This is a genomic window from Hymenobacter artigasi (genome assembly GCF_012275535.1).
GTDB classification, from domain to species: domain Bacteria; phylum Bacteroidota; class Bacteroidia; order Cytophagales; family Hymenobacteraceae; genus Hymenobacter; species Hymenobacter artigasi.
On sequence record NZ_JAAVTK010000003.1, the window covers coordinates 273,058 to 295,403 of the forward strand.

The following is a 22,346-nucleotide window of genomic DNA, read 5'->3' on the forward strand; positions in this document are numbered from 1 at the left end:
CAAAAAGGTCCTCGTTGCTCCGGTCTGACCGCCCTAGGCGGTCTGACCGGTTGAAGTAAGCACGATTTCAGCCTGACGACAACCAGTCTGACCGGTTGAAGTGAGCACGATTTCAGCCCTGACGAAAACCAGTCTGACCGGTTGAAATGAGGACGATTTCAGCCTGATGACAACCCTTCTGACCGGTTGAAGTGAGCACGATTTCGCCCTGACGACAACCGGTCAGACCGCCTAGGGCGGTCAGACCGGTGCAACGAACCCGGTTCCAGACGGGCTTGCTTAGCTTTTCATTTCTTTCAGATGCAGCAGCATATCGGCCGTCATTTTGTCGAGGTCGAAATCGGGCTGCCAGCCCCAGTCGGCACGGGCCTTGGAGTCGTCGATGCTGGCGGGCCAGGAGTTGGCGATTTGCTGGCGGCCATCGGGCTTGTAGGTCACTTCGAAGCCGGGCTCGTGCTCCTGGATGCTGGCCGTGATTTCGGCCGGCGAAAAGCTCATCGCGCCCAGGTTGTAGCTGGTGCGAACCTTGATTTGCTCGGCGGGGGCGTGCATGAGGTCGAGCGTGGCTTTCAACGCGTCGGGCATGTACATCATGGGCAAATACGTGTCTTCTTCGAGGAAGCACTCGTAGTTCTCGCCGGCCACGGCGCGGTGGTAGATGTCCACGGCGTAGTCGGTGGTGCCGCCGCCGGGCAGGCTCTTGTAGCCGATGAGGCCAGGGTAGCGCAGGCTGCGCACATCCAGGCCGTGCTTGCGGTGGTACCACTCGCACCACTGCTCGCCGGCCAGCTTGCTGATGCCGTACACCGTGTTGGGGTTCATGATGGTGACCTGCGGCGTGTTATCGCGCGGGGTATCGGGGCCAAACACGGCGATGCTGCTGGGCCAGTACACCTGGGCCACGCCGTGGGCCACGGCGGCTTCGAGCACGATGAGCAGGCCGTCCATGTTCAGCTGCCAGCCGAAGAGCGGGTTCTTTTCCGCAGTGGCCGAGAGCAGGGCGGCGAGGTGATAAATCTGTTTGGGGCGGTACTGGCGGATGAGCTTGTCGAGGCGGGAGCGGTCGAGCACGTCGAGCAACTCGAAGGGGCCGCCGGCCAGCAAATCCGGGTTTTTGGGCGGGCGCACATCGGCGGCTACTACCAGGTGGGGCTCGTAGCGCTGGCGCAGGGCCGCCACCAGCTCCAGCCCAAGCTGGCCGCAGGCGCCGATAACCAGCACGGAGCCGGGTAATACAGATGTTTCAGTGTCGCCGGGAGTGGTGGCCATGCGCGGGGAGTTCGGGTTGAGTTGGGGAGAGTGGGAGTTGGGCTGCAAAGATACCGGCGGCGTCGCCACCACGGGCACCGTTTTCCCCACAACGGTGTTGGAGGCCCTTAGTTACGCCAACGAAGCCATTTCCATGTCCTCGCAACCACTACTCTACTCCCTGATTTACCGCAGCCAGGCCTCGCGGGCGATGCACGAAGTAACGCTGCCCCCACTACTGCGCAAGGCCCGCCTGCACAACGAGCGCACCCGCATCGGCGGCCTGCTGCTGTATTCCAACGGCGAATGCAGGTGCTCGAAGGCCCCGAGCCCGCGCTGAGTGAGCTCTACGCCCGCATTCAGGCCGACCCGCGCCATTATGCCGTGCGCACCCTGGCCTATGGTCCCATTGCCGAGCGCACCTTTCCCGACTGGCGCATGGCTTACGCCCCGGCCGATGCTAAAGCCCTGGAATTCGTTACCGGTTTTCTGCCGCTGCGGGCCGCGCCCGGCCTTACCGCCCACCCCACCGGTGAAGTGTCCCGGCTCCTGCGCGATTTCGTGCAAGCCCGGGCCCAGGACAACTAGCGCCTGCCCCGACGGTATCTTTGGCTTCATGTTGATACGGGACATTCGGCTTCGCTTACGTTTTGCCCTACTGCTACTGCTGCTACTACCGGGCGCGGTAGTGGCGCAGCCAGCTGCGGCGGCTCCACTACCGCGCTACCGCAACCTAGTGATGGAAGGCGGGGGCATCCGGGGCATTGCTTACGGCGGGGCTCTGCTGGAGCTGGAGCAGCGCGGCGTATTGCGCGATTTGCAGCGGGTGGGCGGCACCTCGGCCGGGGCTATTCAGGCGGCGCTGCTGGCGGTGGGCTACTCGGCTCAGGAAATTATCGACGTGGTGAATGCCACCCCCGTGCAGCGGCTGAATGATGGCCGGTTCATCTTTTTCGGTGGTACGCACCGGCTGGTGAAGGAATACGGCTGGTACCGGGGCGACGAGTTCAGCACCTACCTCGGCGAGCTGGTGGCCCGCAAAACCAAAAACGCCCACCTCACCCTGGCCGAACTGCACGCGCTGGCCCAAAAAGAGCCCGGCCGCTTTCGCGACCTCTACACCACCGGCACCAACCTCACCCAGCAGCGGGTGCAGGTGTTCAGCTACGAAACCACGCCCACTATGCGCGTGGCCGATGCCGTACGCATCAGCATGAGTATTCCGCTGTATTTCCGGGCCGTATTGCTCGATGCGGAGAACAAGGTCATTAAGGGGGAGCCCGCCCCCGGCCAGCCCGTGCAGGTGCTCGTCGATGGCGGCCTGCTGGCCAACTACCCCGTCGATTTGTTCGACTACCCGCGCTACCTGACCGCCGGCCCCACCGCCGCGCCCGATGCCCACGGCCACGTCTTCAACCCCGAAACACTGGGCCTGCGCCTCGACCGCGCCGAGCAGATTCCACTGGATGGCGTGCCCGCCGGCCGCCAGCAGCTGGCCCCCTACACCATCACCGATTTCAACACCTACATGGGCGCGCTCTACACTGTGGCCCTCGAAAACCTCAACCCCGTGCAGCCCAGCGACTGGCAGCGCACCATCAGCATCGACTTTCTGAACTTCAGCCCCAAAATCAAGCGGATTTCGGATGCGCAGAAAAAGCAGCTGATGGATAGCGGGCGGAAGGGCGCGCAGGCGTTTTTTAACAAGTAAAACTGTCATCCTGAGCACAGCGAAGGACCTTATTACCCGAAGAACGATGCGCAGTAAACCCATTGATTACTGCCAACTGTTCTGATGTGACAAGGTCCTTCTCAAGCTCAGGATGACAGTCGATTTAGCCATCACAACCCAATAATTCACCATCCCACCAACCATGTACGCCACTCTCCAGCCCGACCTCACCCAGCAGCTTCAGGAAATCAAAGACGCCGGCCTTTTCAAAAAAGAGCGCATCATTACCTCTCCCCAGGGGGCCGAAATTGAAACCGACGAAGCTGGCGAAGTGCTGAACTTCTGCGCCAACAACTACCTGGGCCTGAGCTCACACCCCGAAGTCATCAAGGCCGCCAAAGAGGCCATTGATACGCACGGCTACGGCATGAGCTCGGTGCGCTTCATCTGCGGCACGCAGGACATTCATAAGGAGCTGGAAGCGAAGCTGGCCGAGTTTCTGGGCACCGAGGACACCATTCTCTACGCCGCTGCTTTCGATGCCAACGGCGGGGTGTTCGAGCCCTTGTTTAATGAGCAGGACGCCATTATTTCCGATGCCCTGAACCACGCTAGCATCATCGACGGGGTGCGGCTGTGCAAGGCCCAGCGCTACCGCTACCTGCACAATGACATGGCCGACCTGGAAAAGCAGCTGCAGGATGCCCAGGCCAAAGGCACGCGCCACCGCATCATCGTCACCGACGGCTCGTTCAGCATGGACGGCACCATCGCGCAGCTCGACAAAATCTGCGACCTGGCCGACAAATACCAGGCCCTGGTGATGGTGGACGAGTGCCACAGCAGCGGCTTCCTGGGCAAAACCGGCCGGGGCACCCACGAAATGCGCGGCGTGATGGGCCGCGTCGACATCATCACCGGCACGCTGGGCAAGGCCCTGGGCGGCGCCATGGGCGGCTTCACCTCGGGCCGCAAGGAGATTGTGGACATGCTGCGCCAGCGCAGCCGCCCCTACCTGTTCTCGAACACGCTGGCCCCGGCCATTGTGGGCGCGTCGCTCCGCGTGCTGGAGCTGCTCACCGAAAGCACTAAGCTGCGCGACCAGCTCGAAGAAAACACCACCTACTTCCGTGAGAAGATGACCGCCGCCGGCTTCGACATCACGCCCGGCGAGCACCCCATCGTGCCCGTGATGCTGTACGATGCCAAGCTGGCCCAGGAATTCGCGGCCAAAATGCTCGACGAAGGCATTTACGTGGTGGGCTTCTACTACCCCGTGGTAGCGCAGGGCAAGGCCCGCATTCGGGTGCAGCTGAGCGCGGCCCACACCCGCGAGCACCTGGACAAGGCCATTGCTGCCTTCACCAAAGTGGGCAGAGAGCTGGAAGTGCTGAAATAAGCGCGGATACCCCGGTCCGACCGCCCTGGGCGGTCTGACCGGTTGAAGCCCCACCGATTCCGCCCGCACGACAACCGGCCGGACCAAGAATTGCTCACACAAAAAAGTCCCGTCGGCAGCTGCCGACGGGACTTTTTACTTACTGCGAGGCGCTAACCTATTCGCGTACCACGCGCTGGGTCAGCACGCCTTCGGTTGTTTTCACCCGGAAGGTGTACACGCCCGAAGCCAGGTTGGCCAGGTTCAGCGAAGCCGAGCCGGCGGCAATGGTGCTGGTGTGCACCACTTGGCCCAGCGAGTTCAGCACCACCAGCTGCGAGGCCGTGGCGCGGGGGCCGCGCAGCTCCAGCGTGAGGCTGCCGTTGGGCGTGGGGTTGGGGTACACCAGCAGGTTCACGCCGGTGAGCGACGCCGTTTGCGTACCGGTCACCGTTACCGAAATCGCGTTGGAAGGAGCTGAAGCGCAACCGGAAGTAGCCGTCACCACCACGGTGTAGCTACCGTTTTGCGAGCCCACCGGGAGCAGCAGCGTGTTGCTAGTGCCGGGGGCAGCCACGGCCACGCCGTTGCGGAAGAACTGATAGGTAACCCCGGCCAGGGCCGACGTGCTCAGCAGCACCCCGCCCGCCTGGGGCGTCGAGGTGAGCGTAGGCGTCACCACCCCGAAGTTGATGGTGATGGTGGTGCTGGACGATGAGCCGCTGCACGCGCCCGACGTAGCCACCGTGTTGAGGATGGTGTACGTGCCGTCGCTGATAGCGGTGGCCAGGTTGATAGCGCCCGTGGTCGGGTTCACACTCAGGCCCTGGCCCGTGGTCGAGAACGTGCCGGCTACCGAGCCGGGGGCCAGCACCGGCAGTACCGGCGTAGTCGAGCCCGTGCAGTACGTGCCGGCGGGGTAGCTGAAGGCCGCGTTCGGCGGCGTAGCCAGCGTGAGTACCACGCGCCCCGTGGAGGTGCAGGGGGCCGTGGGGCCGGTGGGCGTCAGCGTGAGCGTCACGGTGCCAGCGGTTACGTCGGCTGCCGAGGGCGTGTAGGTCGCGTTGAGGGTAGTGGCGTTGGGCGAGAACGTGCCCGTGCCGCTGGTGGTGTAGGTAGCGCCCGTAGCCGAGCCGGCAATGGTGCCGGCCAGCTGGTACGGCGTGCGGCCGCAGCTGGTAGCGGCGGCCACCGGCAGCGAAGCCACCAGGCCCGGCGTCACGTTCACCTGAATCGGGGTACGCGATGCCCCCACGCACTCGTTGCCAATCAGCAGGTTGAAGAAGAAGTAGTAGCTGGTGCTGGCACCACCGGCCAGCAAACCGCCCGTAACCGATACCACGCCACTAGGCGAAGTGTAGGGGTAGGTATTGCCCGTGAAATCGCGGTACAGCGTGGGCTGCGTGCCCGTAGCCGAGGTAACCAACCGGTAGGTACCGGCGGCTGGCACAGCCAGATTCAGCTGCAGTACGGTAGGCATCAGGGCGGTGGTGCTGCCCGCCGCCAGTGCAAACGGACCAGCCGTGGAAACCAGGGCGCCGGCGTTGTCGCGCAGCTCCACAGTTAGCGAACCGGCGGTGGCAGTGGCATTGTATACCGTAGCTGCCTGAATGGAGGTGGGGCCGGTGGCCGTGAACACGATGCCGGTGTTGGTACCGCTGTAGCCGCCATCGGTCTGGATGGAAGCCGGCTTGCCGCCTCTTTCGGTGCCGCCCGCAAAGGCTTCGGCGTAGTAGGTCGTGTTAGCCGTGAGGGCCGGCGTGACGAAGGGGTTGCCGGTGCCGATGGCCGTGCCGCCGGTGGCCGTGGTGTAGTAGCGCACCGAAACACCCGTGGGCACGGTGGCCGACAGCGTAGCCGTGCCGCCCGCGCAGGTGCTGAGCGGCGTGGGAGCCGCCGAAATCACGGGGTTGTTCACCGTAATGGCGGCCACGTTGCTGTAGGTCGTGTTGGTGTTGCAGGTGTTGCGCACGCGGTAGTAGGTGGTGCTGCTGAGCACCGGCGTGATGTACGTGGCCGCAGTAGCGCCGGCAATATCCGTGAAGGTGCCGGTGGCGCTGGTGCTGCTCTGGTACTGGATGCTGCCGTTGGATGCGCCGGCCAGGGCCAGCGAAGCGGTGCCGCTTACGCAGATATTGAAGATTGCGGGGGACAGCACGCCGGCCACCGGAGCCACTACCGTGCGGGTAACGGCAGGCGTCAGCACGTTGTTGGCGGTGTTGGCATCGCCCACCACGGTGGCCGTCACGGAAAACGCGTAAGCGCCCAGCGTGGTCATGTTCAGCGTGCCGGTGAGGGTCACGTTCAGGGTAGCGCCGCTGGCCAGGGTGCCCGTGCTCACCGTGCCGGGGAAGGTTTGGGTAGTGCCGCCGGGCAGCGTTACCACTACCGCAAGGGTAGCCGGAGTGGTGGCGAAGTTGAGGGCCGAAGTGCCCGCGTTACGAATCTGCACAATCACGGCCTCGGCCGCGCTGTAGCAGCTCGTGCCCATGGCCGGGCCCAACAGGGCTACCGGGGCCACATCCACTGCCACCGGCGTAAACTCATAAGCACCCAGGTCAGGGGCCGCGCCCCGCACCGCACCCGTAATGTCGTCGGTTACGCGGGCAAGCGGCGTGCCGGCGTTGTTGAGCAGCACGTTGCTGGGCAGCAGGTTGCCGGTGCCGGCCCCCACAAATACCGGGTCGGCTGACACGCTGTTCTGGTCGAACGCGTTGCTGTTGGCGGCCTGCAGGTTGGCCAGCGTCACCAGGGCAGTGCTGAAGTAGCCCACGTTGCCGTTGGGCACGTAAATGTCGTTGTAGTTGCTGGTGGTGGGCGCCGTGGAGTAGTACAGGCCGTACTTGGTGCCCGTGCTGGGCCGCGTGATGCTCACCACGTTGTTGCGGATATCGGCGCTGGCCCCGGAGTTGTAGATGCCGTAGGTAGTGTTGGTCGTGGTCGACTGGTCGTCCGCGTTGATGCTGTTGTTGTAGATGCGGCTGAATGCAGCGCCCGAGTTGTAGATGAGGTACTGCGTACCCGCGCCGTTGATGTTATACAGCACGTTATTCACCACGTCGTTGGTGGTAGTAGCCGTGGCGCCGGTGCTGGTAGCCAGGTAAATGCCGTACAGCGCGCTGGTCGAAGTCGGGTTGCCCGTGAACGGGTCGTGCAGGCGGTTCTTCTCAATGGTGAGGCTGCGCGACGAGGCGAAATTATAGATGCCATAAAACGAGCTGACCGCCGTGCGCAGCGGCCGGCTCACATCGTTGCCGATGAACTGGGCCCCGTCCTGATATCCCGAGTAAATCCCGTAGGTATAGAAGTCGCGCACGTTGTTGTTGCGCACAACGTTGCCCGTGTTCAGCGAAGTGGTGCTGTTGCCATACAGCGTGATGCCGTAGTAGCCGCCGTTCACGGTGTTGCCCTCAATGGTGAGGTTGTTGGCCGAGTTGCCGCTGGTGGTGGCGCTGGTAGTCGAGCCGCTCACCACGATGCCCGCAAAGTTGGTCGACGTGGTGGCGATGTCCGCGTTGATGGTGTTGTTGGTGATGCGGTCGTTGTCGGCCGCGCTGGTCAGCAGCACGCCGTAGCCGTAGGTGCCGCTGGTGCCGCTGCCGCCGGTGGCATCAATGTTCAGGTTGTTGATGGTGGTGTAGTCGGTGCCATTGAGCAGTACCACCGCGCGCTGCGTGCTGTTGGTCGAAGCATACCGGATGGTGCGCCCGCCGCCGTTCACCACAATGGTGTTGGTGGCGCTGGTGCCCGCTACTTCGCCCAGCACAAACTGCTCGGTGTAGGGGCCGCCCGTCACCGTGAGGGTCACCGGACCGCTGATGCCGTCCTGGTTCAGGCGGCTGGCCGCATCGGTGAAGCTGGTGAAGTTGGTGCCCGCCGTGGGCAGCGCGCTGTTGATGGTGAAGGCCCCGCTGATGGGGTTGGCCGTCTGGCTGGTCACCGTCACGTTGTCAATCGTAGCCGGCGGCTGCGCGCCCAGCGAACCATCGTTGCGCCAGGTAAAAATCAGGCGCTGGGTGCTGCCGCTGAAATTGCCCGGCAGCTGGAGCGTGGTCCGTCCGAAGGTGGTTTGCAGGTTGATTTGGGCCAGCACAGTCACGCCGGCCGGAAGGGTGCCCGCCACCGGGGTAAACGTGGTGGGTGCCACCTGCACCAGCAGGTAGTCGTAGGTGCTTTCGCCGGCCGCTTTCCAGTCGAAGCCGAGCTGAATATTGCCCTGGCCGGCGGCCACGGTCACATCGCGGTACATGTGCGAAACCGCAGCACTGGTAATGGTATACGCATTGCTCACCCCACCATCGTTGGTGATGTATGCCGATTTGGTGCCGGCAGTAGTGGGGCCGTTGCCGCCCACCGTGCCCACAAACCACTGGTTGATGTTGGTAGCGGCACCGTTGACGAGCGTGAAGCTATTGGTAGCGCCTTCAAAGTCCTCATTGAAGACGGTGGTGGTTTGGGCTTGTGCCCCTAAGCCACCCAGCAGCAGGAATCCGGCACCAAACAGGCGCGTGAGCCGCTTCGGCGATGACAGGGCACGGAGCAGCAGGCCCTGCTGCTCGCGGAGTATTTTTTTGTGCATAAGACAAAAGAGTAAAGTGAATGAATACGGTGGTGAAAAAAGGGGATGAATGAAAAAGTAACCGGGTGGTAGCGCAACAAACCGAGCCCGTGCCGGCCCTGGCTGGCAGCCGCATTTGGCTGACAAAGGCGATGGGTGAATCGCACCAAACTGCAACTACCTGAAAGGCACAGCACAGAACGCTCCTAGAAAAGTAAAAAACAAAAACTCAGAAACCTAATCAGTCCCCACCCGCTGCCATCGCCATCACCTGCCAAATCACAACCCAAATATCTGACTATCAAATATCTGATATCAGGCAAATGAATTACAATGTTCCGCCTCACCCGTTGTTGCCGAAGGGGTTAGCGGGCGGCGGCTTCGGTTTTGCGCGCAGCACCGGTCGCATTGCCGGTGGGCACCAGTAGCCACTCGGTCAGGCGGGCACGCAGCTCGCTGGTACCCAGGTTGCGGTGCACCTCGCCGTGGCGCACGAGGCTCATGGCCCCGGTTTCCTCGCTCACCACCAGCACCACGGCATCGGTGATTTCGCTCAGGCCGATGGCGGCGCGGTGGCGCAGGCCGAGCGAGGCGGGCACGTCGGGGTTTTCGCTCACCGGCAGAATGCAGCGGGCGGCCCGTAGCCGGCCGTTGGTCACAATCACGGCCCCGTCGTGCAGGGGCGAGGTTTTATTGAAGATGGAGAGCAGCAGGCGCTTGCTGATTTCGGCATCGAGCCGGTCGCCGGATTCGGCAAAGGGCGTGAGGTCGGAGGCCTGGGTGAAGCAGATGAGCGCGCCGGTGAACTTGTTCGACAGGCTTTTGGCGGCTTCCACGAAGGGGCCCACGGCCAGCGGGGTCGCTTCGGCTGGGCGGCCCCAGCTCCAGCCGCGCACCCGCTCCAGGGCCGTGGCCTTGCCCACGCTCAGCAAAAATCGCCGGATTTCCTGCTGAAACAGGATGATGCTGGCCAGCACGCCCACGCTCATAAACTGCCCCAGAATTTTGGTCAGCAGCTCCATGCCCGTGGCCTTCACCACCAGGTACAGCAGGTAAAACGACACCAGGCCCAGCGCCACGTTCAGGGCCACCGAGCCGCGCAGCAGCTTATAGAGCTGGTACAGCAGCACCGTCACCAGCAACACGTCGGCCGCGTCAATCCAGCCGAAATGCAGGAAATTGATGGGGAATGGGCCGGTCATGGCGGGGGAGAAAAAAAGGAGGGCCTTAGATGAAGCATTCGTCATCCTCATCGGGCGTCCGCGTGCCAAGGACCTTGGCCGCGCCCAACAAGTTGCAGCAACCCGCCGCTGGAGGCTATTCAGCGGTGCTAAGGTCCTTCGCGCTGCTCAGGATGACATACGCCCTTCAAATTACGGCCTTTATTCCGCCATCGGAAAGGTATTGGCAAATAATTGTATAGTTTGGTGGGCTTCGGCCACATCATGCGCCCGCAACAGCTTAACCCCGCCCTGCAGGGCCACCATGTGCAGCGCCGTGGTGCCGTTGAGGGCGGTTTCGGGGCCAAGGCCGAGGGGGCCGTACACCATTTTCTTGCGCGAGAGGGCAGCCAGCACGGGCAGGCCCAGCGCCTGCAGCTCGGGCAGGCGGCGCAGCAGCTCGTGGCTTTGGGCAGCGGTTTTGGCAAAGCCGAAGCCGGGGTCGAGCAGCACATCGGTCACGCCGAGGGTGCGCAGGGCGGCCAGGCCGTCGCGGAAATAGCGCAGCAGCGTGAGCACCAGGTCGTCTTCGTAGTGCGTGAGCTTGCTCATGGTTTGGGGAGTGCCGCGCAGGTGCATCAGCACGTAGGGCACGCGCAGGCGGCCCACGGTGGCAAACATATCGGCATCGAGGGTGCCGCCGCCCACGTCGTTCACCAGGTCGGCCCCGGCCTGCACGGCGGCTTCGGCCACGCCGGCCCGGAAGGTATCGGCGGAGAGAAAGGCCTGCGGAAATTCTTTGCGCACCGCTGCCACGGCGGGCAGCAGGCGGCGGGTTTCTTCGGCTTCAGAAATATCATCGGCTCCCGGACGGGTGCTGTAAGCGCCCAAATCGAGCACGGCGGCCCCGGCCCGGAGCATGGCTTCGGCGCGCAGGAGCAGGTCTTTTTCGGAGGCCACGCGGCTGCCGGCGAAAAAGGAATCGGGCGTGAGGTTGAGGATGCCCATCACCTGCGGCCGGCGCAAATCGAGCAGGCGGCCGTGGGGGCTTCGTAGTGAATTGGTGAATTGGTGAATTGGTGAGTTGGCTACGGTTGGCGACATGGAACGACAGCGCGAGGTGGCGAAAGCGCCAATATCCATCTAATGCCCCGAACTTGCGGCGTGAGACGAGATTCCAAACTCACCAGTTCACCACCTCACCAGCTCACCCTTGACCACTCCCGAACACTACGACCTGCTGCTGGCCCGCTGCCGCACCCTGTTTCTGGCCAAAACCCACGACTACGGCACGGCGTGGCGCATTCTGCGCCTGCCCTCGGTTACGGACCAGATTTTTATCAAGGCCAACCGCATCCGGACCATTCAGGAAACCGGCGTGCAGCTCGTGGCCGATGATGTGAACGAGGAGTTTGTGGCCATCATCAACTACTGCCTCATTGCCCTGATGCAGCTGCACCTGCCCAAAGACACGCCGCTGGACATGGCCCCCGACGCCGTGGCCCTCGCCTACGACCACGAAGCCGCCGAAAACCGCCGCCTGCTGCTGGCCAAAAACCATGACTACGGCGAAGCCTGGCGGCAAATGCGCGTAGCCAGCATCACCGACCTCATTCTGATGAAGCTGCACCGCGTGAAGCAGCTCGAAGACATTGGCGGCGCAGCCCTGGTGAGCGAGAGCGTGGAAGGCAGCTACCGCGATATGTTGAACTACGCCGTGTTTGCGCTGATTCTGGAGGGCGAGGCGTAGCGTTTGTCATCCGTCGGCTGTCATCCTGAGCTTGCGAAGGACCTTATCGCGCTCGCCTGAGTTGGATTATTACAAATTATTCAGCCGTGATAAGGTCCTTCGCAAGCTCAGGATGACAGGTCCACACAATAACCCCACGCCCCGCCCCTGCGTTTCGCCCCCGGCTTACCTTTGCTCCCTATGTCTGTCCCTAGCTCCATTACCGCCGTTGCTCCTGCCTCGCACCCATTGCGCACCCTCACGCGGGTGTGCTGGTTTTTGCTTGGGGCGCTATTCATTTTTTCCGGCCTCATCAAGCTGAACGACCCGGTGGGCACGGCTTATAAGCTGGAAGAATACTTCGAGGTATTCGCCGTTTCGCTGCCCAGCCTGGCGGGATTCTTCCTGTGGTTCAAGGGCATTGCCCGCACCATGTCCATTCTCATGAGCTCGGCCGAAGTTATTCTGGGCGCGGCGCTGCTGCTGCGCTGGAACCTGCGCATCGTGCTGTGGGCGCTGTTTGGGCTGCTGGTCTTTTTCACCTTCCTCACCTTCTATTCGGCAGCGTTCGATAAGGTGACGGACTGCGGCTGCTTCGGCGATTTCATCAAGCTCAAGCCCTGGACATCGTTTTTCAAAGACCTGTTTTTGCTGGCGCTGTGGGCCATCGTGTTCACGCACCAGCGGTTTTTGCGCCATTCCTTCGTGCGGGGCACGTTTGGGGTGATGACCATGACCTTTGTCACAGCCATTGCCATTGGCATTGGGGTGCGGGCGCTGGGCCACCTGCCCTATTTCGATTTCCTGCCCTATAAAGTCGGCAACGACATTGGCAAGCTTATGAAGGCCAGCGCCCCGCTACGCTACCAGTACACCATGGAAAAAGACGGCAAAACCGAGGAGTTCACCACCTACCCCGACTCGACCTGGACCTACAAGAGCATGACGGCCCTCAACCCCGAAGCCGGCCCCAAAATCACCGATTTTAAGGTCTGGAACGATGAGGGCGACTATACTCCCGAGCTGCTGCGCGGCAACAAGCTGGTGCTCATCATCCAGAACGTAGACAAGGCCGACCGCGACCGTTACGACCAGATTAACAAGCTGCTCACCGATGCCAAAACTTCGCGCCGGGGCATCACGCCGCTCGTCATCACCAGCAGCAGCCCGGCCGAGTTCGACGTGTTTCGCCACAGCGCCAACCTGGCCGTGCCCTTCTACTATGCCGATGCCACGGTCCTCAAGTCCATCATCCGCTCCAACCCCGGCTTCCTGCTGCTGAAAGACGGCGTGGTGAAAGGCAAGTACCACTACCACGATATTCCCAGCATCGGGAAGGTGGAGGAGAAGCTGCAGTAGTTTTTAGGGTGTTCGGTTATAGGGTAAGAGGGTGTGGGGGGAGGAGGGCAGGAGTTTTTTAGCCCTCCTACCCCCCTCCCCCCACACCCTCCTACCCTAAAAAAACCCTCACACCCTCACACCCTCACACCCTAAAAAATTGCTTCCTTTCATCCTCCGTCGCTTAGCCCAGGGCCTGCTTGTGCTGGTGGGCGTGGCGTGCACGGTGTTTCTGCTCTTCAATGTGCTGCCCGGCGACCCCGCCGCGCTACTGGCCGGCCAGCGCAGCGACTTGGCCACCAAAGCCGCCATCACCGCCGACCTCGGCCTCGACCAGCCCCTGCCCACCCGCCTGCTGGGCTACCTGAACGATATTTCGCCGCTGGGCCTGCACCCGGCCGACTCCGCCGGCCGCGCCCGCTACGGCGGCGTGGCGCTGCTACCGCTGGGCAGCAAGTCCCTGGTGCTGAAAACGCCCTACCTGCGCCGCTCCTTCCAGAGCAACAAGGACGTGCTGCGTATTCTGCTCGATTATTTTCCCGGCACCATGTGGCTGGCGCTGGCCGCCATGCTCATTGCCAGCGTGGGCGGCGTGGCCTTTGGCGTGGTGGCGGCGCTACGGCCCCAGTCGTGGCTGGATAGGGTACTGGTGAGCACCTCGGTGCTGGGCATTTCGGTGCCCTCGTTCGTGGCGGCTATCATCATCGCCGTCACGTTCGGCTTCTACTGGAGCCACTTCACAGGCCTGAGTCTCACCGGCCAGCTTTATGAAACCGACCCGTTCACCGGCGAGCGGCACCTCGTGCTGCGCAATCTGCTGCTGCCGGCGGTGGCGCTGGGCATCCGGCCGCTGGCCATCATCACGCAACTCACCCGCTCCAGCATGCTCGATGTGCTGAGCCAGGACTACATCCGCACGGCCCGCGCCAAGGGCTTGAGCCGCACCGCCACCGTGCTCCACCACGCCCTGCGCAACGCCCTGAACCCGGTGGTTACGGCCGTATCGGGCTGGCTGGCCTCGCTCATGGCCGGCGCGTTTTTCATCGAATACATCTTCAACTGGAAAGGCCTGGGCACCGTGACGCTACGGGCCGTGGAGAACCTCGATTTCCCGGTGGTGATGGGGGCTACTCTGTTCGTAGCAGCCCTGTTTGTGCTCATAAATATTGTGGTAGATGTACTCTACGCCGTGCTCGACCCCCGCGTAAAGCTGAGCTAAGGATGTAGTCGCGAAGCGGTGCTTCGCGCCCTCCCCCACGGTGCGCGAAGCACCACTTCGCCCCACACCCGCCCGGCACCTTATCCGCACAATCGCCCCAGACAAGGGCAGGAATTATGAAGCAGCTTCCTATCGACCCGCTCATTTCGGTACCCGGCGGCTCCGGGCACCTGAGCCTGGTAGGCCTGCCCGGCGCGGGCAAAACCACCCTCGGCCGCCAGCTAGCCGCCCACTTCAACCGCCCATTTTTGGACCTGGACGTGGCCATTGAGGCCCGCACTGGCCGCAGTGTGCGCGCAGTCTTTGCCGAAGACGGCGAGGCAGCTTTCCGAGCCATAGAGGCAGCAGTGCTGCGCGATGCCCTCGCCCTGGCCGGGCCGCCGCTGGTGCTGGCTACGGGCGGCGGCACCCCCTGCTTTCACGATAACATGGCGCTGCTCAACCAGGCCGGCCCCACCCTCTGGCTCGATGTGCCCATTGCCGTGCTGGCCGCCCGCCTGCCCCCCGAGGAAGTAGCCAAACGCCCCCTTTTAGCCGCCGCTGGCGGGGCAGAAGCCTGGCTGCGCGAAACTCTTGCCGCCCGAAGTCAGTTTTATAGCCAGGCGCGGCTGCGCTGCTCGGCGGCCTGCACGCTGCCGGCCGTGGTGGCCCAGCTGGCGGGGGCGGGTTTTGCCCTGCCCGGCACATTGCCGCCCGCTTCGTAATTTTGTTAATTGATTCGTTCGACGTTTGTTACCCCTATGCAATCAGTATCCACCGAAGAACCGGCTGTAAACGAGGCTCCTACGCCTGTCACAGCCCCCGTACGGCCCAAACATAAGGGCTCGGCCCAGCTTTTCCAGAACCCGTTGCTGGAGCGGCTTTCGCACACGCACATCGCGCTGCCGGTGGGCATTTTTGCCGCCACGGGCATCATCAGCATGTATTATGGCCTCGTGCACGGCTTCATGACGGGCGTGGCCGCGCTGGGCCTGTTTCTGGTGGGCCTGCTGGCTTTCACGCTGATAGAGTACCTGGTGCACCGCTACCTGTACCACATTCCGGCCACCACGGCGGGCCGCGCCAAGTTCCAGTATACCATGCACGGCGTGCACCACGAGTATCCCAAGGATAAAACCCGGCTGGCTATGCCGCCCATCATCACGGTATTTGTAGCGTCGCTGTTATTCTTCATTTTCCGCTTCAGCTTCGGCTCGTATGCGTTTGGGCTACTGTCGGGCTTCACGTTTGGCTACGCCATGTACCTGTTTGTGCACTATGCCATTCATGCCTACTCGCCGCCCAAAAACTTCCTGAAAGTATGGTGGACGCACCACAGCCAGCACCATTACCGGCAAGACGAAGTGGCCTTCGGTGTGAGCAGCACGCTCTGGGACCACATCATCGGCACCATGCCCAGCAAGAAAAGCGCCTAGCATTCCGGCAGGCTGAGACATAAAAAAGCGCGGCTCCTTCACGGGGGCCGCGCTTTTTTGTGGGTTGAGGTTCAAAACCCGATGATGCGGCGAATTGCCCATCGGGCTTCTTCACACCACTACATTTTGGTGGTTGCTACGCGCCGGATTAGGAGCGCGGGCCACGCATTTTGTTCACAATGAAGAACAGCAGCGCTACCACGATAAACACGGCAATAATGCCCGTGTAGGCTCCGGCTTTGAAAATGCCGGCAATGGCATCGCAGCCCGTGAGCGTGGTAGCCAGGGCGAAGAGGAATACGAAGAGGGAAAGACGGGAGGCGTTCATGGCGTGAAAGAGAAAGAAGGGAGGTGAAAGCCGCATAGCACGCGGGCTACGGGATTAGGGCTGATACTGTGCCTACGCCAAAAAGGTTAGCCCCCGCCATTGCAAACGCTGGTTATCGACACAAAACAGCCCGGCGGAGGGGTTCTCGGCCGGGCTGTTTTTCTGTCAATTACTGGTGCGCCTTACCAGCTGCCGCTGGCACCGCCGCCGCCGCTGCTGCCACCGCCAAAGCCGCCGAAGCCGCCACCGCCGCCGCCGCCAAAGCCACCACCTCCCCCACCGCCGAAACCGCCGCCGCCAAAGATGATGGGCGGGATAAAGCCGCCCCCGAAGCCCCGGTTGCCGCGCCCGCCACGCCCACCGCCGCCCCGGTTACGCAGCATGGTGAAGATGATGACCATCACCAGAATGATAAGCCAGAAGGGAAAGCCGGAGCCCGAGCCGTCGCGCCGGCCCTGGGGCCGGGCATCGGCCGGGTCGGCTTGATACTCGCCCTTGGCGAGGGCAATGAGCTGGTCGGTGGCCCGGTCGAGGCCGGCGTAATATTGGTTCTGGCGGAAGGCCGGCACCAGCGTGTTGCTGATGATGCGCTTAGCCAGGGCATCGGGCACGGCCCCTTCCAGGCCGTAGCCGGTCTGGATGCGGGCGGTGTGCTCCTGCTGAGCCACCAGAATCAGAATGCCGTTGTTCTTGCCCTTGCGGCCAATGCCCCAGGCTTCGTACAGCTTCTGGGCGTAGTCGGAAATGTCGTCGCCGTCGAGGTTGGGAACGGTGACGACGGCGATTTGCGACGACGAGCTGTCGTTGTAGGCCACCAGCTTGCGCTCCAGCTGGTCGGCCTCGCCGCCCTGCATCAGCCCGGCCAGGTCGTTCACTAGGCGGGGCGGGTTGGGGCGGGGCGGAATATTTTGCGCCGCGCCATTGAGGGCCGCAACCAGCCCCAAAAGCAGCAGCAGCAGCGACCACCACGGTTTGGGTACGCCCGATTTCAGCAGCGGGAAGTGGAAAAAAGTCGATATCCTGGCATCAGCCACGGAATTTTTCATGCGTCGGAAGACGGTTTTTGGCCGCCGAAAGAAATGGAATCGTCCAGCTCGTTCTGGTCGGTAGCGGCATCGTAGGGGAAGTAGCGTTTCAGCTGCTCGCCCACCATTTTGATGCCGTGCTCCAGGCCCAGCACGTAGTTTTCGTGCCGAAACTGATTGAGGACGGCTTCCTTAGTGGTTTCCCAGAAGTCATCGGGCACGGCCGCGTTGATGGCCGAATCGCCCACCACGGCAAACTGCCGGCTCTGCCAGGCCAGGTAAAAAAGCACGCCGTTGCGGGCGGCCGTCTTGTGCATATCCAACTCCCCAAACACCTGGGCGGCGCGGTCAAGCGGCTCGGGTGTGGGGCAGTTATCTTCGATATGCACCCGGATTTCGCCGGAAGTCGTGATTTCGGCCTGCCGGATGGCCGCTACCAGCGCCGCATCCTGGGCGGGAGTGAGAGGGCTTTTCATTTAACAATTATCATTTAACATTTAACAATCATCATCCAACTGCTTACACAAGCGAGGCAAAACCTACGGCGTTCGGCTTAATTGCCGGACTGTTAAATGTTAAATGATAATTGTTAAATGACTAGAATTGAACGGTCGGGGCCTTGCTGGCGGCCGCGTCGGCCTCGAAATAGGGCTTGGGCGGGAAGCCGAACATGCCGGCAAACAGGTTATTGGGGAACGAGCGCGTGAATGTGTTGTAGTCGTTGGTCACGGCGTTGAACTTGTTGCGCTCCACGTTGATGCGGTTTTCGGTGCCCTCAATCTGGGCCTGCAGCTCCTGAAAGTTGGCGTTGGCCTTCAGGTCGGGGTAGTTTTCGGACACGGCCAGCAGGCGGCCCAGCCCGGCCGACATCTGGCTCTGGGCTTCCTGGAATTTCTTGATGTTTTCGGGCGTCAGGTCGTTGGCATTCAGCTGCACGCTGGTGGCCTTGGCACGCGCCTCAATCACGCTGGTGAGGGTACCCTGCTCGAACTTGGCAGCCCCTTTCACGGTGTTCACCAAGTTGCCAATGAGGTCGTTGCGGCGCTGATAGGAGCTTTGCACGTTGCCGGCCTGGGCCTTCACGGCCTGGTCGCGCGTCACCATGCCATTGTAGCCGCACGACGACTGGGTGAGCAACAGGGCTAGGCCCGCGAAATAGAGAAGAAAGCGTTTCATGATGGGTTGTGAAGGGTGTTAATGAAGGGGATTCGGGATTGGTAATGGCGCGGCGGCAAAACCTGCGGCCGCTGCTCCGGTTTGGTACCGGGTTTGGGGCAAAGTACGCAGCTTAGCCCTAGTAGTTGTAGCTTGCTGCTTAGCTGCGCCAAACGCCTTCATATATCGTCCTCCCGCTTTCTCCATTACAGCCCCACCCCAATGAAAGCTGTTATTCCCGTTGCCGGCATTGGCTCGCGCCTGCGCCCCCACACCCACACCCAGCCCAAAAGCTTGGTGCCGGTGGCCGGCAATACCATTCTGGGCCACATCATCGACCGCCTGCAGGCCGCCGGCCTCACCGAATTTGTGTTCATCGTGGGCTACCTGGGCGATAAAATTGTGCGCTACGTGCGCCGCCAGTACCCCGAGCTAAAGGCCACGTTTGTGGTGCAGGAGCCGCGCGAGGGCATTGGCCACGCCCTGTGGCTGGCCCGCGAAGAATTCCGCCACGACCCCGACGGCGTGCTCATCATGCTCGGCGACACCATTGTGGACGTGGACCTGCCCGCCCTCATGGCCACGCCCGGCTCGGTGCTGGCCGTGAAGGAGGTGAAAACCCCCAGCATGTTCGGCCTGGTGGAAACCGGGAACAACGGCCGGGTAAACAAGGTGGTGGAGAAGCCCAAAATCCCGAAATCGAACTTCGCCATGGTGGGCCTCTACAAGCTGGCCTACCCCGAAAAGCTGGCCGAGGCCCTGGAATGGCTCATCGATTCGGAAACGCGCACCCACGGCGAGTTTCAGCTCACCGATGCGCTCATGCACCTCATCGAAGAGGGCGAGGTGATGTCCACTTGCCCGGTCGACAACTGGTTCGACTGCGGCCGCAAGGAAACGCTGCTCGAAGCCAACGCCCGTCTGCTGAACCGCCCCGAGTTTCTGGAAGGCCATGACTACTCCGAATACCCCGACACCGTAATTATTCCACCGGTCAGCATCGGGCGCGGCTGCCAGATTTCGCACTCCATCATCGGCCCCAACGTGGCCATCGGCGACAAAACCATCGTCAAAAACTGCATCCTCAGCGACTCCATCATCGGCAGCTATTCCGAGCTGAAAGCCGCCGTGATGCACGACTGCATCGTGGGCTCCGACGCCTCGTTCCGGGGCATGAACCACTCGCTGAACATCGGCGACAATACGGAGATTGATTACAGTTAATGCACTGACACTGCGCGCTTCAGCGGCCGCCTGAACGTCCAGTAGCTTTTCCCCTTCGGCTGCATCAGCCAGGCCCGCTTGCTGGCGCGCATACTATCCACAAACAGGTAGTGCAGGTCGCTCATCACCGTGCCTTCGGACGCGAAGTAGGAATGGCCCAGGAAGTCCGTCGAAACCCCCGTGGCATCAATCGTTTCCACGCCGCGCATGAGGAGCATGCCCGGCCCCGCCTGCCCGGCCCGCATGTTCCGGTTGAGGCGTTGCGACAGCTCAAGCGCGCGGTCGTTGCTGGACGCGTACAGCGTCACGTTCAGCTTGCCATTGATAACCGGGGCAATTCGGGTCTTGAAATCTGCCACGCTGATGTCTGGGGCCGTGAGCACGATTTCGCGCACGTGCCGGTTGCGAAACAGCTGGGGCTCGCGCAGCATCAGGTCTTGCAGGGTGGCCAGCATGATGCGGTTGCCCATGCTGTGGGCAATCAGGTAGATATTGGTGGCCGAGGATTTTTGCAGGAAGGTGCGCATGAAGGCCTTGAAAGGCTCCACGGACGCCTGGTTCATCTGCTCGTCGAGGCGGTAGGCCAGGCCACTGCCCTGCGAGGGCCAGCTAAAGAGCACCGGGGCCCCTTTAAAGCCCAAATCATAGGTGAACTGGGCCGTGCGAAACAGGGCAGTCTTAAAATTATTATTGAAGCCGTGCACGAACACAAAGGCATCCCGATTGGCCGACGCGCTGCTTTTCTGGTTCATCAGCGTTAGCAGGTCAGCCTGCGAAAGCAGTTTAGTGGACTCCAGAATGAGGTTTTTTGCCGGGTTGGGCTTCCCGATTTCGAAGCCCAGAAAAGTGGCCGGCAGCTCTACCTGGCCCAGCCGATGGTCGCGCGGAATACTAACCTGGCAGGTGCCGTATCGGGTAATGGCTTTGGCTTTGCCAAAGCTAATGGCCTTGGGGGTCTTGGGATTTCCGGGCAGCAGGTTCCGGTTGGTGCAAAAGAAGACGGTGACCATCCGTTTATTTTTCTCCTTTTTTTCCTGTGCCTGTACCATGGCTTGAATAGGGTCCGGAGCGGCCGGTGCCGGCATGCTCGCCATAACCCGGATTTCCGGGCAGCCTTTGTTCGAAGCCGGGCCGGGCCGGTCGGGGCAGCGGTCTTGAATATCGGCCACGCCGTCGCCGTCTTGGTCGGGACAGCCGGCCAGGGCGGGCAAGCCTTTTTCGGTGGGGCAGCGGTCCTGGGCATCGGCCACGCCGTCGCCGTCGGTGTCGAGCGGGCAGCCATTAGCATCTACGGCCACCCCGGGGGGCGTGTCGGGACATTTGTCCTGGCCCAGGGCCACGCCATCGCCATCGGGGTCACGCTCAAGGGCTTTGCGGGCCATGCGCGGGGCACAGGCATCCAGCATCAGCAGCAAAACCGTCAGCAGGATTACAACGACGCCAGCTGCTGGCCGGGGCAAAAGAAAAGCGGGGTACCTGTTGAACATGATTCTGCGGATTTACGGCGAATACTTAGCCGAATTTAATTATAGTCAAAATTATATTTATTTCATCAATTATTATTGAAATTGTATGACTTTCGCTATTCCAGAGGCCTGACCTCCCGGGCAAGACGCACGCATTAAGTGGCTGGCCGGTGCCTGGCACGGCGGACAATTCCATCATAGCAGGGCCGTGGTATGAAAACCATAATAAGTTGCGCCCAACACCGTACTTTTCCGGTAAAATCGCGCTGCTTATGACTTTCCGCTTTGTGCTGGCCACGCTATTGGCTGCCTTTTTCTTCGGGCCACCCAGCCCCGTATGGGCCCAAACGCCCCTGGGTCAGCCCTCGCTCGACGAATCGAAGGTGCAAATCTGGTGCGCCACGGTACGCTTCGTGTACGACGACGCCGGCCGGCCCAACCTCAAAAGCACTGTGCGCTGCGAAGGGGGCAACCTCGACGCCCTGGCCGCCAGCATCCGGCCCGACAGCCTGCGCGTGTACAGTGTGCTGTACCAGGCCATTGAAGGCCGGGGCGCAGTTTATCAAGGCAAGAAAGACAACCCCGCCCGGCTGGCAGCCCTCACCAAGGCCATTGTGAGCAAGCTGAAAAGTTCGCCCGCCCGCCGTAAGGACCCCGCCCGTATGGCCCGGGTAGCAGCCCTTGAAACGGCCCTCACCAACTACGTGGCCTCGGGCACGCCGCTGGGCGAAGTGGCCGCCGCAATGGCCCCCGAAGCAGCCGATACCGCCGCCACTACACCCGGCGCGCCCGGCCCCGCCGAAGCCGCCGAAGCCCAGGCCGCCGCCGAGCGCGATGCCGCCGGCACCTCGGCGGTGGCCCTGCCTGCTACCGGTCCGGGCAGCCTCCTTTACCGTTTTGCGGCGCCGCTGGCGCTTATCCTGGGCATTCTGAGCCTGGTGCTCTACATCATGCTGCGCGCTACGCTGGGCCAGTGGCGCCGCCAGCAACGCCGCGAAACCCTGGAAGCCAAGCACGCCGCCACTGCCGCCCAGACCGCCGCCGCCGAAACCAGCGCCGCCGTAGCCGACTCCGTAGCCCGCGTGAAGCGCGCCGAAGCCCTGATTCTCGCGGCGGCCGCGCCCGAGGCTAACAATGCCCCGGCCACGCCGGTTCTCGACCAGCTCAGCCCTGCCCAGCGCCTGGAAGTGGAGCGCTTGGTGAGCCAGCGCGTGGACGAAGAGCTACGCTGGCTGCGCGCCAACCTGCCCGAGTTGGTAGCTTCGGCCATCAGCCATGCCCCGGCGGCGCACGATACGGCATCGGCACCCGCAGCCGCTTCCGGCCAGCCATCCGGCGAAGTAGCAGATGATGTGCAGATGGACTGATTTTTAATACGCTTTGTTGTTTCATTCTCTTTTTTCGGCTGGCAACGGCCTTCATCTTTCTTCC

General features: G+C 62.3%; 18 protein-coding genes and 1 pseudogene. 10 read left to right on the top strand and 9 right to left on the bottom strand.

From position 1 onward, the window contains the following. Positions 1-279: 279 nt before the first annotated feature. Complete coding sequence (locus tag HBN54_RS07400) at positions 280-1,269, bottom strand: NAD-dependent epimerase/dehydratase family protein (protein ID WP_168672545.1); 990 nt, start codon at positions 1,267-1,269, stop codon at positions 280-282. Positions 1,270-1,459: 190 nt separating this feature from the next. Here HBN54_RS07400 and HBN54_RS07410 point away from each other — a divergent pair. From HBN54_RS07410 to kbl, 3 genes and pseudogenes are all read left to right on the top strand, one after another. Further along, a pseudogene (locus tag HBN54_RS07410) lies at positions 1,460-1,836 on the top strand (BLUF domain-containing protein). Positions 1,837-1,864: 28 nt separating this feature from the next. Then, positions 1,865-2,959, top strand: a complete 1,095-nt coding sequence (locus HBN54_RS07415) for a patatin-like phospholipase family protein (protein WP_168672548.1) — start codon at positions 1,865-1,867, stop codon at positions 2,957-2,959. A 163-nt stretch (positions 2,960-3,122) separates the two neighbouring features. Next, positions 3,123-4,319, top strand: a complete 1,197-nt coding sequence (gene kbl / locus HBN54_RS07420; protein ID WP_168672549.1) for a glycine C-acetyltransferase — start codon at positions 3,123-3,125, stop codon at positions 4,317-4,319. A gap of 157 nt (positions 4,320-4,476) precedes the next feature. Here the strand turns inward: kbl and HBN54_RS07425 are convergent, their stop codons facing one another. The 3 genes from HBN54_RS07425 to folP all read right to left on the bottom strand — a co-directional run bounded on the left by HBN54_RS07425 (position 4,477) and on the right by folP (position 11,120). Beyond that, on the bottom strand, positions 4,477-8,877 hold the full coding sequence (locus HBN54_RS07425; protein ID WP_168672550.1) for a beta strand repeat-containing protein: 4,401 nt from the start codon (positions 8,875-8,877) through the stop codon (positions 4,477-4,479). A gap of 344 nt (positions 8,878-9,221) precedes the next feature. Beyond that, complete coding sequence (cdaA, locus tag HBN54_RS07430) at positions 9,222-10,058, bottom strand: diadenylate cyclase CdaA (protein ID WP_168672551.1); 837 nt, start codon at positions 10,056-10,058, stop codon at positions 9,222-9,224. Between the two features lie 180 nt (positions 10,059-10,238). Continuing rightward, a complete protein-coding gene (folP, locus tag HBN54_RS07435) occupies positions 10,239-11,120 on the bottom strand; it encodes a dihydropteroate synthase (RefSeq protein ID WP_168672552.1) in 882 nt (293 codons plus the stop codon). 109 nt (positions 11,121-11,229) lie between these two features. Here folP and HBN54_RS07440 point away from each other — a divergent pair, with 109 nt between their 5' ends. From HBN54_RS07440 to HBN54_RS07460, 5 genes are all read left to right on the top strand, one after another. Beyond that, positions 11,230-11,766 carry a DUF1599 domain-containing protein gene (locus tag HBN54_RS07440; protein WP_168672553.1) on the top strand — a complete coding sequence of 179 codons (537 nt, stop codon included), beginning with the start codon at positions 11,230-11,232 and terminating at the stop codon, positions 11,764-11,766. Between the two features lie 180 nt (positions 11,767-11,946). Beyond that, positions 11,947-13,104: a BT_3928 family protein gene (locus HBN54_RS07445; RefSeq protein ID WP_235955417.1), complete on the top strand. Its 1,158-nt coding sequence runs from the start codon at positions 11,947-11,949 to the stop codon at positions 13,102-13,104. Between the two features lie 139 nt (positions 13,105-13,243). Then, positions 13,244-14,302: an ABC transporter permease gene (locus HBN54_RS07450; RefSeq protein ID WP_168672554.1), complete on the top strand. Its 1,059-nt coding sequence runs from the start codon at positions 13,244-13,246 to the stop codon at positions 14,300-14,302. Positions 14,303-14,418: 116 nt separating this feature from the next. After that, on the top strand, positions 14,419-15,006 hold the full coding sequence (locus HBN54_RS07455) for a shikimate kinase (RefSeq protein WP_168672555.1): 588 nt from the start codon (positions 14,419-14,421) through the stop codon (positions 15,004-15,006). Positions 15,007-15,042: 36 nt separating this feature from the next. Next, complete coding sequence (locus HBN54_RS07460) at positions 15,043-15,717, top strand: sterol desaturase family protein (protein WP_168672556.1); 675 nt, start codon at positions 15,043-15,045, stop codon at positions 15,715-15,717. Positions 15,718-15,865: 148 nt separating this feature from the next. Here HBN54_RS07460 and HBN54_RS07465 read toward each other — a convergent pair whose 3' ends face one another. The 4 genes from HBN54_RS07465 to HBN54_RS07480 all read right to left on the bottom strand — a co-directional run bounded on the left by HBN54_RS07465 (position 15,866) and on the right by HBN54_RS07480 (position 18,246). Beyond that, positions 15,866-16,045, bottom strand: a complete 180-nt coding sequence (locus HBN54_RS07465; RefSeq protein ID WP_168672557.1) for a hypothetical protein — start codon at positions 16,043-16,045, stop codon at positions 15,866-15,868. Between the two features lie 182 nt (positions 16,046-16,227). Further along, positions 16,228-17,091, bottom strand: a complete 864-nt coding sequence (locus HBN54_RS07470) for a TPM domain-containing protein (RefSeq protein WP_168672558.1) — start codon at positions 17,089-17,091, stop codon at positions 16,228-16,230. Further along, a complete protein-coding gene (locus HBN54_RS07475; RefSeq protein ID WP_168672559.1) occupies positions 17,088-17,546 on the bottom strand; it encodes a TPM domain-containing protein in 459 nt (152 codons plus the stop codon). Before HBN54_RS07475 ends, HBN54_RS07470 begins: the two co-directional genes overlap by 4 nt. 121 nt (positions 17,547-17,667) lie before the next feature. Continuing rightward, positions 17,668-18,246: a LemA family protein gene (locus HBN54_RS07480; RefSeq protein ID WP_168672560.1), complete on the bottom strand. Its 579-nt coding sequence runs from the start codon at positions 18,244-18,246 to the stop codon at positions 17,668-17,670. Positions 18,247-18,447: 201 nt separating this feature from the next. On the opposite strand from HBN54_RS07480, the gene HBN54_RS07485 reads away from it, so the two are divergent. Continuing rightward, a complete protein-coding gene (locus HBN54_RS07485; protein WP_168672561.1) occupies positions 18,448-19,449 on the top strand; it encodes a sugar phosphate nucleotidyltransferase in 1,002 nt (333 codons plus the stop codon). Here HBN54_RS07485 and HBN54_RS07490 read toward each other — a convergent pair. Beyond that, positions 19,446-20,936: an alpha/beta hydrolase gene (locus HBN54_RS07490; protein ID WP_168672562.1), complete on the bottom strand. Its 1,491-nt coding sequence runs from the start codon at positions 20,934-20,936 to the stop codon at positions 19,446-19,448. The two genes, HBN54_RS07485 and HBN54_RS07490, sit on opposite strands and share 4 nt — an antisense overlap. A gap of 251 nt (positions 20,937-21,187) precedes the next feature. Between HBN54_RS07490 and HBN54_RS07495 the strand changes: the two genes are divergently transcribed. Continuing rightward, the gene (locus tag HBN54_RS07495) at positions 21,188-22,282 is read left to right on the top strand and encodes a hypothetical protein (protein ID WP_168672563.1); all 1,095 of its coding nucleotides are present in this window, start codon (positions 21,188-21,190) and stop codon (positions 22,280-22,282) included. Positions 22,283-22,346 lie beyond the last annotated feature (64 nt).